Here is a 14920-nt window from a genome sequence, read left to right on the forward strand (position 1 = left end):
ACGTTGTAAATCGTCAGCTGAATTTCCGAATGTTCAGCAAGATCGTAACGAATCGTCGTCGTTGGATTGAATGGATTCGGGAAATTAGGATACAAGCTGAATGTTTTTGGAATCGATGCATCGGCGCCGTTTTGAATGCTTTCGTTGTAGAATACCTGGTATTTACCAAAGACATCGATGGTCGCATTGGCCGTTTTATCGACCGTGTTAACGGTCGTCGGTACGTATGTCAGAGCATTCTTATCGATGCGGTAAATGGCAATATGCGCAGGATTCATGTTCGCGAATTCGCTATAGGCGAACGAAACGGAAGCGGAGGTGCCGGGCTTCCACGCGACCGGACCGACGGTATAACTTTCTGACAACGACGTCATGTTGGATTTTAACTGAGCGCCTGGATTGTGCAGAATGGTCAGATACACATCGTCTTTGAAAGAATTCGCCGTGACGGTCAGAGTCATTTTTTCATCCGGGCTTTTCAGGACAGCCGATTGGCCTGCTTTGGCGAGCACCGCTGCCAACGTGCGATTGATCGTTGACGTATTGTACGTGGTGTCAACCGTCGCCATTTCAAACGTATAATTGCCTGCCGAAGCCAGTTTGAAACTGGTGTTATACACATGTTTGGATTCATCCGTTGTCGTAACCGTCAGGTTTTCTACCGATGCATTCGGTTTCGTAACTTTGGCGGTCGGGACGGATCCTAATTTTTCATCGGCGACGTAGACCACATTCAGATATTGCGTGAGTACGTTGTCCTGGAAGAAACTGATATTGACATCAGGTCCGGCCACATCGTTTTGAACGCTCATTTCAATCGGAATAATGATTTCCGGCTGATCCGGGTCGGAGCTCTTGATCGTCATATCGGCGAAATAGCTTCCGAGCGCGAGAGTATCGGATTGGAACTTGAGCGTGACCACTTGATTTTGCCCGGCTAAGATGGTGCCGGATGTCTCTACAGCCTTGACAAACGCCGGTTGGTAATAAAACGCAACGGCCATGCTGTCGTGCAGCGCAAACTGATAAGCCGTGGATTTTGTGAGCGATTTGCCGATTGTCCGGGCTTCTTCACCGCCTCCGCCGTCGTAGCCATCTTGAACGACTAATCCAACGGTTCCGTCGGCGTTTTCCAATCCAATCGTACCGGTAGCCTGATCAATACCATTGATAAAATTAAGATATTGATAAGTGATACGTCCGTCGGAATGAATGATCACTTCGGCATTAATTTGAGGTGTTTCAGTGCAACATTCACTGTAGTTATTAAATTGAATGACTAATTCACTGCCATTCGATTCATAGAATACCGTCGCTGTTTCGGATGGATATAAATCAGTCCAGAACCAAGGCAGAATGTTGTTGGGCGTGTTAGTACTTGGAATGATGTTATCGGAATAATTATCAAATTCGTCCGTGCTGTCCGGACCTTTGAATCCAAGGAAACCGTTGGACGAGACGTAGAACGAATCGTAAGTCGTTCCGTAGAAATTGAAACTGAAGCCGATGGGGAACGGTCCCGCAAAACTGTCGTCCGATAACTGATCATCGATCTGGGTACCGGTCGCGCTGACATCTTGCCAGTCAAAGAGAGGTCCTCCTTCTTCATCGCTGGTGATCCAATTATATCCGTACGAATCCGGGCTGTGTTCACCGGTTTGAATATTAACGCTCCATTCCAATTCACCTTCACCGGTATTCGATATCGTAAACGTTTTGCTGGCGCTGTCATTCGGCGCAACATTTTGCCGGATCGGATCCGTGACGACGGAAATATTCGGAGGTAACACGGTCATGTGGATCGGGATGGATTTGACCGCGTCGACGGAATCTTTATCGTTGCTCATTACGAGCAGATTGGCTTCGAATTCGCCGGCATTAAGTCCGACGGCGCTGAAATTGAGCGTAATGTGAGCCGTTGAATCGATTTGAACCGCGCCACTCAACGGATCAGGATAGAGCCATGCGGCGCCATTGACAACACCGTGGCCTTCGTTGGGGAACCATTCTTCAGGTCCTTCTGTACCGAACACACCCGAAATATTCATCACGCCGTCGTCGTTGCCAAGATCTTCCAATGGAATGCTGAATTCAAGGGATGTAGGCGTAACGACAACCGGATAAGAGGCGACGTCTGTTTCCAATCCGGTATCATATAGCCCGATAATTCCTTGTCCTAAATCGAAGAATTGGATTTCAAATTCCGCACCGATGTCTTGCCCGGGAAGTCCATACGAAGGTGGAATACCGGTTGAAGGGTTTTGATCGATATCCAGCGACATATAGCCGCCAGTACCATTCGGATTAAAAGGTGAGGCGAATTCAATAACCATATCCACCGTTCCATTGCCCAAGCCGCCACGGACAAACGTAATGTCCGTGTAGGACGGCGCATCACCGGTCGGATCTTCGATGACAATCGGTAACAGTGAACCTTCCGGTACTTCTTGCGCGCCATTGGTAATAGCCGTTTTGCTGGCGGTAGAGAATGTTTTGTTCAAAGGCTGTTGTTTGTTGCCCCAAGGTTTAACATTTCGCAAAAGATTTTTTTGAACAATTTTTTCTTTAGAAGGTTTTTTAGCGGCTGTTTTACCGGCGATAATTTTTGATTGAACCGATTTTTGAAAAGCCTGTACCTCGCTTTGTACAGGTTCGATCTGCAGCCGATAATATAATACTCCTACGCCGACGTTGCTGATGTCCAGCGTACGCTGAAGTTGTCCGCCAGCCGGAACGCTGACATCAAAAGACAGCGGTGAAATACTAATGTCGCTTTCAAAACCGAAGGCAATCGCGTCAAGTCCGGCAATCGATTCGCCCAACGTATCCGTTAGTCCTGACGATGTGTCTATGGTAACAAGATAATTAACGGCGCCAGATTTGAGGGAACCGAATAATTGGCCGGTAATCGGATTAAAATCCATGGCATTGATTCCTGACGGAACATTACCGGCTGTTCCCGGAATGATCGTACCCGCTCCGGTCTCAGGATCAAGCTCTACAAGTCCATTGGCATCGTCTGGTTTTGCAAAGATCCGTCCGGTATTCGGATCGATAGCTAGCCCGTTGCCTCCGCCTTCGAAACCGCTGAGGCCAATCGGCGTTCCAAAGCCATTTAACTTATTAATCATCCACAGTCCTTCCACGGCGCTGCAGCGATCACTGTAGCCATACAGGATATCGTTAACAGGATCGTAAGCCAAATCAGGCATACGCCCGCAACCATCAACGGGAGGGGCAATAATTTCATTTGGAATAATTTCTGTTCGAATTGCTTTTCCTTCGCCGCCCGCGCTCTGACTAATGATGCCAAGTAATTTGCCTGCGCCAGTCTTGGGATCGATTTCTATATAAACAGATGTGTAATAGCCAAACAACGCATCGCCATTGGCCGAAGCAACTAAACGGCCGTTGCCCAGTATAGCCATACCGGTGACATTATCGAATCCGATCGGACCGATTAATGTTGCTTCGCCGGTGGCTGGATCCAATCTATATAAACTACTCGGGCCAACACCGCTTCCTCCAAAGCCTTTGGATGCTCCGTACATAACGAGTTGGCTCCAGGCTTCTGATGCACTCATCGTGAGAGCGATCATTAGTACCAATAAAACTTTTGAATATATCTTCATGGTCATACTCCTCTTAAGATCGATGAATGTTTGAATCACAGCACAACCGAACGAAGTTGTTCGATGGCATCGGCCAGATCGGCAACATACGTGGGGCTTGCTGAATTGAGAGTATTGCTCGGATTCAGTATATCCACCATGGCTTCGGCGCTTGCAAAATCAGCATTCAAATAATGCGCACGAGCCCGTATCCAGAGCATATCCAATTGATTAATTGAATTATCGCGTGAAAAAGTGTATGACGTCGGTGTACCCGATGTAATGGTAATGAACGCGTTGACCGCTGAAATAGCATTGGTAAAATTATTTAGATTCAGTTCTGCAAATGCTTTTCCGGCATTACCGTCCGTCGTTGAACCATGGGTAACAGCACTGTTGAAGTTTGTGAGTGCAGAATTAAGATTATCGGTTTTCAGATTCGTCCATCCCGATCCAAGAAGTGCATCCGCATAAACGGGATCCAGAGAGATGGCTTGAGCAAAATCCGTGGCTGCACCAGCATAATTGTGCGCCTGATATTTGATCCAGCCGGATTCCGTAACTTCATACGAAAGCGTTGACAAACTGACCGGAATACTGAAGACCGGGTTATTCGGAGCATCGGATGTAATAACGATCGTGTCTTTACGCGATAAGGTTTGATTTAAATTGAACCGAAACGTAATTGCCTTGGTCGTTCCGCCGCCAATGATGATCGGGAAGGGGGTCGTGATCGTCAGGATATCCGTACTGTGGAAAGTGATGGAACTGATGATGATGTTGCTCTCGCCGGTATTAGCGATTACAATACTCGTATCGATATTGGTATTAAGTGGCAGAGACGTGAACGAGAGCGAAACTGTATCGAAACTAATAACAGCCGGATTATCGTCCTCTCCGCATGCAAACAGAAAAAGAACGAGCGCCAGCCAGATAGTCAAATGCGTCATGATTTTAGTCATGAAACACCTCCCTGGAAAAGTGTAAAAAATGGATTTTTGTTATAGTAAAAACGCAAAAGTGGAAATAGCCTGCATTGGGATAAAAGGGTCCTCAGGCTGTTTTCTTGGGAATGAATGAAAATACCACACTATGCCCGGAATAGCAAACGGAAAAAATTATTTTTTATCAGGCAATTTTTTTAATTCCAGTTCCGTAAAATCAAAATCAGGATTCGGAATGTTAATTTTCATTTCAGAAACTTTGCCATCGGTATCCAAAATAAAATTGACAAATCCTTTTGGTAAGTTATGGTCATCGAGTTCGATCCGGAACGTGTCATAATGCCAGTGTGAAAGCGTTCCAGTGTAACTAGCAGTTGGTAAAAACCGGATATTTAAACCGTCTTTGCTTGTAGTCACTTCTACGTTACCGTACATTGATCCACCGTAAATGCCGGCGTATTTGTCGAGAGGCAAAGATGGTTGTGTGTTTTTCACGCGGTCTTGTTCGATCTTTTGTTCGTCAGCTTTTTCTTTTGCTTCGTATGCGCGAACGAGATTCAGATACTCCAGACTCCAATCTTTCTTAGTCGCAGCCAAAAATGCATCCAGAATCGTATATTCCATTGCCGACGAAAGACCGCTGATGCTGTTGGTTAAGATAATAAAACCGAGATTCTCTTCCGGTACGAGCGCAATTCTTGAAATCATGCCATCCATTCCGCCACTGTGATCGAGGATTTTCCTGCCTTGATAATCAAAGGTAAACCATCCCAAAGCCACGGCACGGAAATGTGTCGACGGAAATAATTTCGTCGAAGACATAGTAATCGGCAATAACGTATGCGGCGTCCAGAGTTCGTGCCGTGTTGCGGCACTGACAATCCAACGGCTTGTGTCCGGGCTGAGCCACATTTTAATCCATCGGGACATGTCATGTACATTGGAATTAATTGCAGCATCCGCTCCGGCGTTGTCCACATTACGATACGGTACTGTAACAACTTGCCCGTTCCATGTTGTGTGCGGGGTTGCGACATTAGGATTACCTTCCAATGCACGGATGGACATATTAGTTTCATTCATACCAAGCGGTATAAAAATATTTTCGCGAACGTATTCATCCCAGGTTTTCCCGGTAAGTACAGGAAAAAGCTGTCCTGCTGTAATAAACATTATGTTTTGATAACCGTAATGGCTGCGAAAACTATAGGCCGGTTTGAGGTATCGCACACGACGCACCACTTCTTCACGACTATAATTTGTTCCGTACCAGATCAGATCTCCTCCGTAAGTTGCTGAACCGCTACGATGGCACAAAAGATCACGTACGGTCATTTCACGAGTGACATACGGATCGTACATCTGGAAATAAGGCAGGTGATCGGTAACTTTGTCATCCCAATTCAATTTTCCTTTTTCGACTAAACGGCCGAGGCAAGCCGTGGTAAATGCTTTGGATAGCGATGCAATCGCGAAAAGTGTATGCGAATCGACCGGCTCGTTTTTGCCGATCGTGCGGGTACCGTATCCTTTAGAAAAGATTACTGAATCGTCTTTCACAATTGCGATAGCCATTCCGGGAACATTCCAGTCTTTAACGGCTTTAGCAAAATAAGCGTCAAGCGCTTTCAAATCCGTTTTTTTCTGTGCCATAGCCGGAAGCGAGAGCATCAAGCTGATCAAGAATACCATGAAGAATTTCATTATAGCAACTCCGAATTAGTAGTCATAAATTATGTATAGGTTAATCTATCAACTGTCAAGTGAACAGAACTCCAATCGTAAGTCGGACTGCTTACAATCTTTCTTTTTTCGTCAAGAAACCATGATTCGCTCAACCCGTTTTTCAGACAAACTGCTTTCAACCATTCTTCTTCTTGAGGATGCAGTGTCCTGTCAGAGCAGGCGAGAGTCAACGCATCATGGATAAAATATTGGGCGATAAGCGGATCGTCGAACACGGGTGGTGTATCAGTAATATGCTCGTTTTGTAGGATGTTATGGACTGCCGTTTCGCAAAATTCTTTTTCAAAACTCAACGCTTTGCCAATACGCAGCATCAATATGCGTTCCGTATCAGAGATGAAGCGATCTTTACGAATGAGTAATAGCAGCCCTTTGAAATACAGGCTTCTGTCCGAAAGTGAAACATGCATGACAAATCCCGTTGCTAGTGTAGCAGTTAAACATACAAATTTAATTCTTAGAAAAAAACTAATTATATGAATCGCGCTAAAATTTACAGTTTTCATTTATACAAAAAGTTGAATGTAAGATAAATATTACCTATTTTTCGCGCGCACAAAATTTAGCATTCAAAATTTGAATAATGGAATCAGTTCGTACGCCTTCGCATCGCGGTTTGATTATTTGGTTGATGACCGGATACGTCATGGTGTTACTGATGGTGATGATTGGAGGTATTACACGGCTGACGGGATCAGGATTGTCTATAGTAGAATGGAATGTGATCATGGGAGCCGTACCACCGATGAATGATCATGAGTGGGATAACGCTTTTGAAAAATACCAGCAATTCCCACAGTATCAATTGATCAATGCGCACATGACGGTTGAGGATTTTAAATCTATTTTCTGGTGGGAATATATTCACCGGTTGTGGGGGCGATTGATTGGATTCGTGTTCGTCATTCCGTTCGTTTATTTTCTTGTCAAAAAACAGCTGACCTCCGGCTTGATCAAAAAATTTCTGTTCGTTTTTATTCTCGGAGGACTGCAAGGGGCGATGGGTTGGTATATGGTTCAGAGCGGGTTAGTGGATAATCCGTATGTCAGCCATTTACGCCTTACGGTACATCTCCTGCTTGCACTTGCCATTTGCACGGTGTTATGGTGGCAGTCACTTGAATTGATGGCTGCTGGAACCACTCGCCGTTCGCATGTACTGGTTCGATGGACATTGCTATTCATGTTGCTGACGGTTGTGCAAATTATTTTCGGCGGAATGACAGCTGGACTTAAAGCCGGTCATGTTTACAACACGTTTCCCAAGATGGGCGATGAATGGATTGCTTCGGGAGTATGGCAAATGTCGCCCTGGTGGATGAATTTTTTCGAAAATCCATTTATGGTTCAATTCCTGCATCGTTCGGCAGGTATTTTGGTTACGATTTTAACGCTCGTTTTTTGGTGGAAGGCGGGCCGGTTATCATTGGAAGACCGGATCCGATGGAGAATTCTTGCGGTCATCGCAGCGGTGGCCATACAATTTTCTTTAGGAGTGTGGACTTTACTGGAGCGCGTGCCGGTGATACTCGGCGTGCTGCACCAATTAGGTGCCTTTATTTTATTCAGTATACTTGTGTGGCTTTATCACGGATTAAAAACGGAAAAAATATGAGTGAAGAAAAATCTTTTTTTTGGCCTCCTGTGTGGTCGCGTCAACACGGCGCGTATTTGAGTTTGATGACAAGCTGGCTGATTGCTGCCGGGATTAGTGCCTATTGGTCGGTATGGCATGCCGTGAGTTTGATTTTTTTATTAAGCGGCATCAATTTCGGCGACATTTTCCAGGAATGGTTGAAAAAGAAGTTTCGTAAATTGTCGCCCGAAAAAATGGTCTGGATGACGGTCTACGGCGTTATCGCGGCCGTATCGGGATGGCTGCTAGATCAATATACTCTAACATTTCGCGTGATCATGCCTCTGGTGGCGCTTGCCGGAATTTTGTACCTGGCTTTCAGCTTAAACCGCCAGCATAAAAGTTTTTTTGCCGAACTGTTGGTGTTTTCGTGTTTTGCATTGTCAGGATTAATCGCCATTGATCCGCAGGAAAAACTTCAGTATGAAAAAGTAGGCGAGTTATGGCTCCTGATGACGGTATATTTCGGTGCAACCGTTTTGAGCGTGAAAGCCCGTGTCGGGAAAGTGGCGTGGAGCGAACTCATTACGTATGTAATTTTTACAGGATTAATTATTTATTGGATTCTGGGTATCCATACCATTGCATTTGCAATAGGTGCGCTGGTATGGATCAAAGTACTCCCGATTGGGTTTGCATTGGAATGGTACCGTGCATTGCCGCTTAAAGCTATCGGCTATGCTGAAACCGGTTTTTGCCTTTTATTAGCTATCGTCGCGATTGTCGGCTATCGTTAGCATTTTTTTGTATCACATCTTATTGTTTCATGACAAAGGTCATTGTTTCATGTATATTTAGAATATAACTTTCTAGTGAAAGAAAGTTAAACGGAGTTTTATGTGCGGTTATTATATTACTATATAGTCATTTAACTTAATAGGTATTTAACATTGTAGACTAATTCTGAAACGGTTTTTAAATGAAAGATGATTAACCATGAGGAAATGGGTACTGGCATCAGCATTATCGGGCCTTTTTGCCATTCTGGTTATCGGTTCTTTTTCGTCAAAAGGATACGAGCCGACCGAATTGATGAAATTAAAAGAAAAATATTCCGTAAAACGCTCGCCGTCAGTCGATCATTCGCTTTTTGTTTCTTTACAAAAAAAATTTTCCTCGCCTCAGGAAGTTACGATAACATGTATTTCTTGCCATAATAAACGTCATATTGAAGTGATGCAATCCAATCATTGGAATTGGGAAAGGGAAGAATATGTCCAGGGGCGCGGGATTGTCTACCTGGGCAAAAAAAACGCGATCAATAATTTTTGCATCGGCACACAAGGGAATGAAACCAGTTGCGCCAAATGTCACATCGGGTATGGCATGGATTCGAAAGGCAGCGTATTTACCGATTCTTCCAATGTGGATTGTTTGGTTTGCCATGATAATACGGAAACTTATGTAAAGGCTTCGGAAAAAGGCGGCGCTCCTCCGGCTTCACTGAATCTCAATCTTATTGCGCAAAGTGTCGGCACACCGAAACGAAGCAATTGCGGTGTATGTCATTTTTACGGCGGAGGTGGTAACAACGTGAAACATGGCGATCTTGATATGGCGATGTTCGAGCCAACCAAAGTGCTTGATATCCACATGGGGACTGACGGCTCTAATTTGTCATGTGTGGATTGCCACACAACTGAAAAGCATAATATCTCAGGTAAGATTTATTCTTTGTCATCAATGAATCATCAACGTAATACTTGCGAACAATGCCATACGGCCAATCCGCATGAGGATGCCGTACTCAACGAACACACATTAAAAGTTTCATGCCAAAGTTGTCACATTCCGATCTATGCTAAAGAAAATGCGACGAAAATGTATTGGGATTGGTCTACAGCCGGTAAACTGCGCGACGGGAAACCCTTCGTTGAAGAAGACAGTATGGGCAATCATATTTACATGTCGATTAAAGGTAGTTTCGAATGGAAAAAAAATGTAAAACCCGATTACGTTTGGTTCAATGGTACGGCATCGCACTATCTTGAAGGGGATTCGATTGCAGATTCATCTACGCCGCTCGTACTCAATCCGTTACATGGTTCATACGCCGATGAAGAATCCAAAATTATTCCGGTCAAGATCCATTCGGCCAAACAGCCGTACGATCCGATCAACAAAATTCTGATACAACCAAAATTGTATGCCGATAAAAAAGGCGAAGGTGCTTTTTGGAAGGACTTTAATTGGCAAACGGCTGCTGAAATCGGAATGAAGGAGGTTCATCTTCCTTTCAGCGGAAAAATTGATTTTATAGAAACTAAGATGTATTGGCCCGTCAATCACATGGTTGCATCCAAAGAAGAAACCGTTCAATGCCGCGAATGCCATACGAGAGATAACGGCCGCCTGGCTTCATTAACAGATTTTTATATGCCGGGAAGAGATTATTCCAAGCCGGTCGAAACCGCAGGACAAGGACTTTTGTTGTTAACTCTTCTGGGAGCTTTTTTTCACGGGTCAACCCGGTTCATCATTAAGAAAAGAAATCAAAGAAAGGATAAAGAATGAGCAAGAAATCTGTTTATGTGTATCGTTCATTCGAACGGTTCTGGCATTGGTTTCAGGCAATGCTGATTTTTTTCCTGGCTTTCACCGGATTTGAAATTCACGGTACTTACAGCTTTTTCGGTTTCAGAAATGCGGTGACTTATCATAACATTGCAGCCTATTTATTTATAGCGCTGATTATTTTTGCGATATTCTGGCATGTCGCAACGGGCGAATGGAAACAATACGTTCCGACTTTTGTTCATATTAAAGCACAATTGAATTATTATATTTTTGGCATTTTCAATAATGCCGCTCATCCGGTGAAAAAAACAGTACTCAGTAAACTCAATCCATTGCAGAAGCTGACTTATTTTGGTCTTAAAATTCTGGTAATACCGGTGATTGTCAGTTCCGGTTTGTTATACATGTTGTACCGCTATCCGCAGCGTTACGGCATAGAAACGCTTAACGTTCAATCACTGGAAACGATTGCGATCATTCATACCATCGGAGCTTTTTTGTTAACATCGTTTGTCGTAGCACATTTGTATTTGATTACTACGGGTGAAACGATCACTTCCAACCTGAAAGCTATGTTAACGGGGTATGAAGAATTGGAAATAAAAGACGATCAAACATCACCATCCATCGAGTGAGGTTTTATGGAAGAAAAAAATTATATGAATCCTTACTTAGCCGGCGCTTTGTTGGGGCTTTTATTACTGGCAACAATTTACATGACCGGCCGCGGACTGGGAGCGAGCGGTGCAATTAAAAGTTTTACGGTAGCGACGGTGGAGACTCTGACGCCAAGTCATGCTGAAGGAACTAAGTTTTATGAAGAATATGCGCAAGAACATTCAGGCAATCCTTTAAAGAGTTGGTTGGTGTTTGAGGTAACCGGAGTATTGATCGGAGCTTTTCTGTCGGGTCTAATTTCAAATCGTTTGGCGCTTTCTATGGAATTTGGGCCGAGATCGACGACACGTATTCGCATCGCCGGCGCTCTCATTGGCGGCGTTCTCTGGGGACTCGGCTCGCAACTCGGAAGAGGATGTACCAGCGGCGCCGCGTTGAGCGGTATGGCGGTTATGTCGACCGGAGGAATCATTACCATGTTTGCCATCTTTGCCGGCGCTTATTTATTTGCATATTTATTCAGAAAGTTTTGGATTTAAAGGAGTGATATATGGGTCCGTTAGTACCTGACATTATCGGTAACGATCTGAATTTAATCCTGGCTCTAGTAATCGGAGTGTTTTTTGGGATGATATTGGAACAAGCGGGATTTTCGACATCCAAAAAATTGGTTGGTTTGTTTTACGGATATGATTTTACCGTATTGCGCGTTTTTTTTACGGCCGGCATCGTTGCAATGATTGGTGTAATGATCATGGAGCATTATGGGCTGATCGATATTAATTTAGTCTATATCAATCCAACTTATGCATGGTCGGCCGTTATCGGCGGACTGATCATGGGTTTGGGTTTTGTGGTTGGAGGATTTTGTCCCGGAACGAGTGTATGTGCCGCGGCCATCGGGAAAATTGATGCCATGATATTCATCGGAGGCTCATTTTTGGGAGTTTTGTTTTTTGCTGAAGGATATCCGTTGTTTGAAGATCTGTACAAATCCTCATTCTTCGGCAACCCGCGCTTTTTTGAAACGCTCGGAATTTCGCAAAACATGTTTGCATTCGTCATGGTGGTTGTAGCCTTGGCTGCATTTTGGTTCGTATCCATCATTGAAAATCGGGTCAATGGCGTACGACAAAAAGTGATACAATTTACGCCGTATTATATCAGCCTTGCGTCTATCGGTCTTATGATAGCTTTGTCTGCCTTCATGTTTCCTGAACGCAAAACGATGTTGGAAAACCTGGTTGAAAATCCTGGCGTCATTAGTTCGTATGAAATAAAAACCATGTCAGTGGACGAATTTGCATACCGGTTGATGGACCCTGATAATAAGATGCAGGTGATCGATTTCCGGTCGCCGGAAGCGTATTTTAAATTCAATTTACCGAAATCAACTTTGTTTTCTATCGATAATTTGTTTGAAAAAGAACCTAACCGCGTTTTAAGCGTTCGTCACAAAATCAATGTGATCGTTGCCGATGACGAGTTGACTGAAAAGAAATTAGCGATTATGGCCAAAGAAGTGGGATACGATCGCGTTTGGATTTTAAAGGGAGGATTGAACGATTTTAAAGAAAGCATTCTTGGTTTCAAACAATTGTATGAACCCCGCACCAAACAAGAAGCGGATCTTTTCCGCTTCAGAAACAAAGCCAGTAAAGAAATTCCACTATTGATCCAACAAAACAAATCGGCCGGTCCGGTTAAGAAAATACAAAAGCGGGTTGTTGGCGGCTGTTGATATCCTATTTTTATTACAAACCAGAATCTTGACGTTTGCCTTTGAATGTCTGATCAGATGCGGACGGTCGTTTCATAGTGAGCAATGCTTTCAGATGAAGATCATTCTCGATATCGTCATTATCCATTTTGAATGAAAAATCGGGGGCTTTAAACCAGTTTCGACAACACTTTATTTTTCGTGTTAGGCTTGTCATGCTGATTGTTTCTCCATTTTAGGGTTATAAAAATTTTGATTTAAAAATTTAATGATTCCTTCCTTATAATTTGGAAATTCATATAAATTTCTGTGCGTTCCTTCCTCAAGAATAATCTGTTCTTTTATCGTCGAACCCGCTGAATTCCACAAATTTTCAAAATGATCGAATTCGATGAATTCATCTTTGCGGCCGTGTGCGATGAGGACGGGTATTTTGATTTTACGAATGATGTTGCCAGGCGCCCATTCATGCGGATTAAAACGAAAACGCAATTTCCAAAATAAAAAAAACAGCGAGCCGAACGGAAAGTAGGGAAGCCGGCGCGCGTGAAGCATGTCCCTTATCATCAATTTAAATAATGCAAAGGATGAACTGGAAACAAGTGCGCGTATTTCCGGATGACGGGATGCAAGGATAATGGCCGTAGCTCCGCCCATTGAGTGTCCAAAAAGTGCAATGTTTTCAACATCCACATCGGAACGCGTCCGGAGATAAGCGACAGCGCTTTCAGCGTCTTCTGTGAAACGAATGATGTTCATATAGGCGATCGGATCGCTTTGACCATGTCCTCTTGCGTCGTAAAGAAATAAATTAAAGCCATGATCGTATAAATATTTTGCATGCGGTAACATTCCTTGTGCGTTCGATTCCCAACCGTGAAGGAGTACGATGAGTGGAATTTTTTTCAAAGTAGAATTGCCCGGCTGCTTGATCATCCATCCGTGAAGAGTCATTCCGGCACTGGGAAAGAACACTTCTTCAAACGGCAGCTCGTACATATCGGGAGATTTATTTTTCCGCCGATGTACAGGTTTGAGTGAATAGTGAGACATCAGATAACTGAGAACAATGATCAGCGCGACGATCACGGTTACGATAATCATTAAGATGTTCATGCAGCATCTCCTGTTTTATAAATTGACCGATTGGTCAAAGTTAATTAAAAAAAATTTACGGTTTTAAATATAAACGAACTGCTTCTAATGTAGTTTTCCGGTACATTTCAAATGTTTCAGGTTCATCAAACAACCATCGGATACACATTCCATCAAGCAAGGATCGGGTCAAAGCAGCCGATTCAGCCAGATTGACTTTGCGGAATACTTTCTTTTCCATGCCTTCCTTGATAATTTGGTCATGTAACTGGCGGCATTCTCCGAGATAGTAAATATTAAATTTCTTAAATGCTTCGTTATGTGAACTCTGGCTTAAGAAGTCCAGATAGACTTTATAAAACTCTCTGTTTTCATGAATGCCGACGAACGCCGCTTTGACAAAAGTTTCAATTTTTTCCTGTGGTGTATTGACTTTACTGACTTCCACACGCGTATACCGCTCAATTTTATTGACTAACCATTCAAGGACATTTAAAAACAAAGCCTCTTTATTTTCAAAATAATATAGAATAATCCCTTTGCTTACGCCTGCGCGATCGGCTACATCCTGTAAAGTCAGATTAGTAAAGCCTTTCTCGCCAATCAATTTGTAAGTTGTTTTGACTAAATGTTTTCTTTTTTCCTGCTCTTTGTCGGCAACCGCTAGCATTGACTGATTTTCTGGTGATGTAGTAAAAATTGACCCTATGGTCAATTATAAGGTACTATCGGTACGATGTCAAGTAATTTTTTGTGATAGTTGGGATGAGTTGCCGCCAGAAGTGTTGAACTTAGTTACAAACAGTAAACAGTTGCGTTCAAAAATTCATCACACTTAAGTATCGGCATTGCTGAGTTTTTGAATAGAGTTGTTGTTGGTAAGCTTGATTCGTAGAAAAACTCTACAAACGTGACCGATGCATTATTCTGCATAATACCACGCAAGCGCCGTATTCATAGTCCTTTGCGGATGATGAATAAAATTGGCACATGAATTGAATTATTTATCTCTGCAAAATCTATGAAAGGAGGC

At 43.4% G+C, this 14920-nt stretch carries 12 protein-coding genes; 6 read left to right on the forward strand and 6 right to left on the reverse strand.

The window, feature by feature from the left end:
* The 4 genes from K1X84_00005 to K1X84_00020 all read right to left on the reverse strand — a co-directional run.
* The coding region (locus K1X84_00005; protein ID MBX7149987.1) for a hypothetical protein at positions 1-3632 on the reverse strand (3632 nt) is incomplete at its 3' end.
* A gap of 35 nt (positions 3633-3667) precedes the next feature.
* Positions 3668-4573, reverse strand: coding sequence for a hypothetical protein (locus K1X84_00010; protein ID MBX7149988.1), 906 nt, complete (start codon positions 4571-4573; stop codon positions 3668-3670).
* 156 nt (positions 4574-4729) lie between these two features.
* Positions 4730-6259, reverse strand: a complete 1530-nt coding sequence (locus tag K1X84_00015) for a serine hydrolase (protein MBX7149989.1) — start codon at positions 6257-6259, stop codon at positions 4730-4732.
* Positions 6260-6288: 29 nt separating this feature from the next.
* A complete protein-coding gene (locus K1X84_00020) occupies positions 6289-6711 on the reverse strand; it encodes a hypothetical protein (protein MBX7149990.1) in 423 nt (140 codons plus the stop codon).
* 173 nt (positions 6712-6884) lie between these two features.
* Between K1X84_00020 and K1X84_00025 the strand changes: the two genes are divergently transcribed.
* From K1X84_00025 to K1X84_00050, 6 genes are all read left to right on the forward strand, one after another.
* Positions 6885-7916 carry a COX15/CtaA family protein gene (locus K1X84_00025; protein ID MBX7149991.1) on the forward strand — a complete coding sequence of 344 codons (1032 nt, stop codon included), beginning with the start codon at positions 6885-6887 and terminating at the stop codon, positions 7914-7916.
* Entirely contained in the window at positions 7913-8674 is a 762-nt protein-coding gene (locus K1X84_00030) for a YwiC-like family protein (GenBank protein MBX7149992.1), read from the forward strand. The genes K1X84_00025 and K1X84_00030 overlap by 4 nt, the downstream gene beginning before the upstream one ends.
* A gap of 199 nt (positions 8675-8873) precedes the next feature.
* Complete coding sequence (locus tag K1X84_00035) at positions 8874-10451, forward strand: tetrathionate reductase family octaheme c-type cytochrome (GenBank protein ID MBX7149993.1); 1578 nt, start codon at positions 8874-8876, stop codon at positions 10449-10451.
* A complete protein-coding gene (locus K1X84_00040; protein MBX7149994.1) occupies positions 10448-11089 on the forward strand; it encodes a cytochrome b/b6 domain-containing protein in 642 nt (213 codons plus the stop codon). Before K1X84_00035 ends, K1X84_00040 begins: the two co-directional genes overlap by 4 nt.
* A 6-nt stretch (positions 11090-11095) precedes the next feature.
* Entirely contained in the window at positions 11096-11611 is a 516-nt protein-coding gene (locus K1X84_00045; protein MBX7149995.1) for a YeeE/YedE family protein, read from the forward strand.
* An 11-nt stretch (positions 11612-11622) separates the two neighbouring features.
* Positions 11623-12813, forward strand: coding sequence for a YeeE/YedE family protein (locus K1X84_00050; GenBank protein ID MBX7149996.1), 1191 nt, complete (start codon positions 11623-11625; stop codon positions 12811-12813).
* A 192-nt stretch (positions 12814-13005) separates the two neighbouring features.
* On the opposite strand, the gene K1X84_00055 is transcribed toward K1X84_00050, so the two are convergent.
* Positions 13006-13908, reverse strand: coding sequence for an alpha/beta fold hydrolase (locus tag K1X84_00055; GenBank protein ID MBX7149997.1), 903 nt, complete (start codon positions 13906-13908; stop codon positions 13006-13008).
* Positions 13909-13963: 55 nt separating this feature from the next.
* Positions 13964-14557 (reverse strand): TetR/AcrR family transcriptional regulator, encoded by a 594-nt coding sequence (locus K1X84_00060; protein MBX7149998.1) that lies wholly within the window; start codon positions 14555-14557, stop codon positions 13964-13966.
* Between the last annotated feature and the right edge of the window lie 363 nt (positions 14558-14920).

This window comes from bacterium (genome assembly GCA_019695335.1).
Classification (GTDB): Bacteria; CLD3; CLD3; order SB21; family SB21; genus JABWBZ01.

Bases quoted from the DNA above. Each gene is read 5' to 3' on its own strand.
- K1X84_00060 (MBX7149998.1), bottom strand. From the start codon at position 14,557: ATGCTAGCGGTTGCCGACAAAGAGCAGGAAAAAAGAAAACATTTAGTC.
- K1X84_00020 (MBX7149990.1), bottom strand. From the start codon at position 6,711: ATGCATGTTTCACTTTCGGACAGAAGCCTGTATTTCAAAGGGCTGCTA.
- K1X84_00045 (MBX7149995.1), top strand. From the start codon at position 11,096: ATGGAAGAAAAAAATTATATGAATCCTTACTTAGCCGGCGCTTTGTTG.
- K1X84_00050 (MBX7149996.1), top strand. From the start codon at position 11,623: ATGGGTCCGTTAGTACCTGACATTATCGGTAACGATCTGAATTTAATC.
- K1X84_00025 (MBX7149991.1), top strand. From the start codon at position 6,885: ATGGAATCAGTTCGTACGCCTTCGCATCGCGGTTTGATTATTTGGTTG.
- K1X84_00030 (MBX7149992.1), top strand. From the start codon at position 7,913: ATGAGTGAAGAAAAATCTTTTTTTTGGCCTCCTGTGTGGTCGCGTCAA.
- K1X84_00040 (MBX7149994.1), top strand. From the start codon at position 10,448: ATGAGCAAGAAATCTGTTTATGTGTATCGTTCATTCGAACGGTTCTGG.
- K1X84_00010 (MBX7149988.1), bottom strand. From the start codon at position 4,573: ATGACTAAAATCATGACGCATTTGACTATCTGGCTGGCGCTCGTTCTT.
- K1X84_00015 (MBX7149989.1), bottom strand. From the start codon at position 6,259: ATGAAATTCTTCATGGTATTCTTGATCAGCTTGATGCTCTCGCTTCCG.
- K1X84_00035 (MBX7149993.1), top strand. From the start codon at position 8,874: ATGAGGAAATGGGTACTGGCATCAGCATTATCGGGCCTTTTTGCCATT.
- K1X84_00055 (MBX7149997.1), bottom strand. From the start codon at position 13,908: ATGAACATCTTAATGATTATCGTAACCGTGATCGTCGCGCTGATCATT.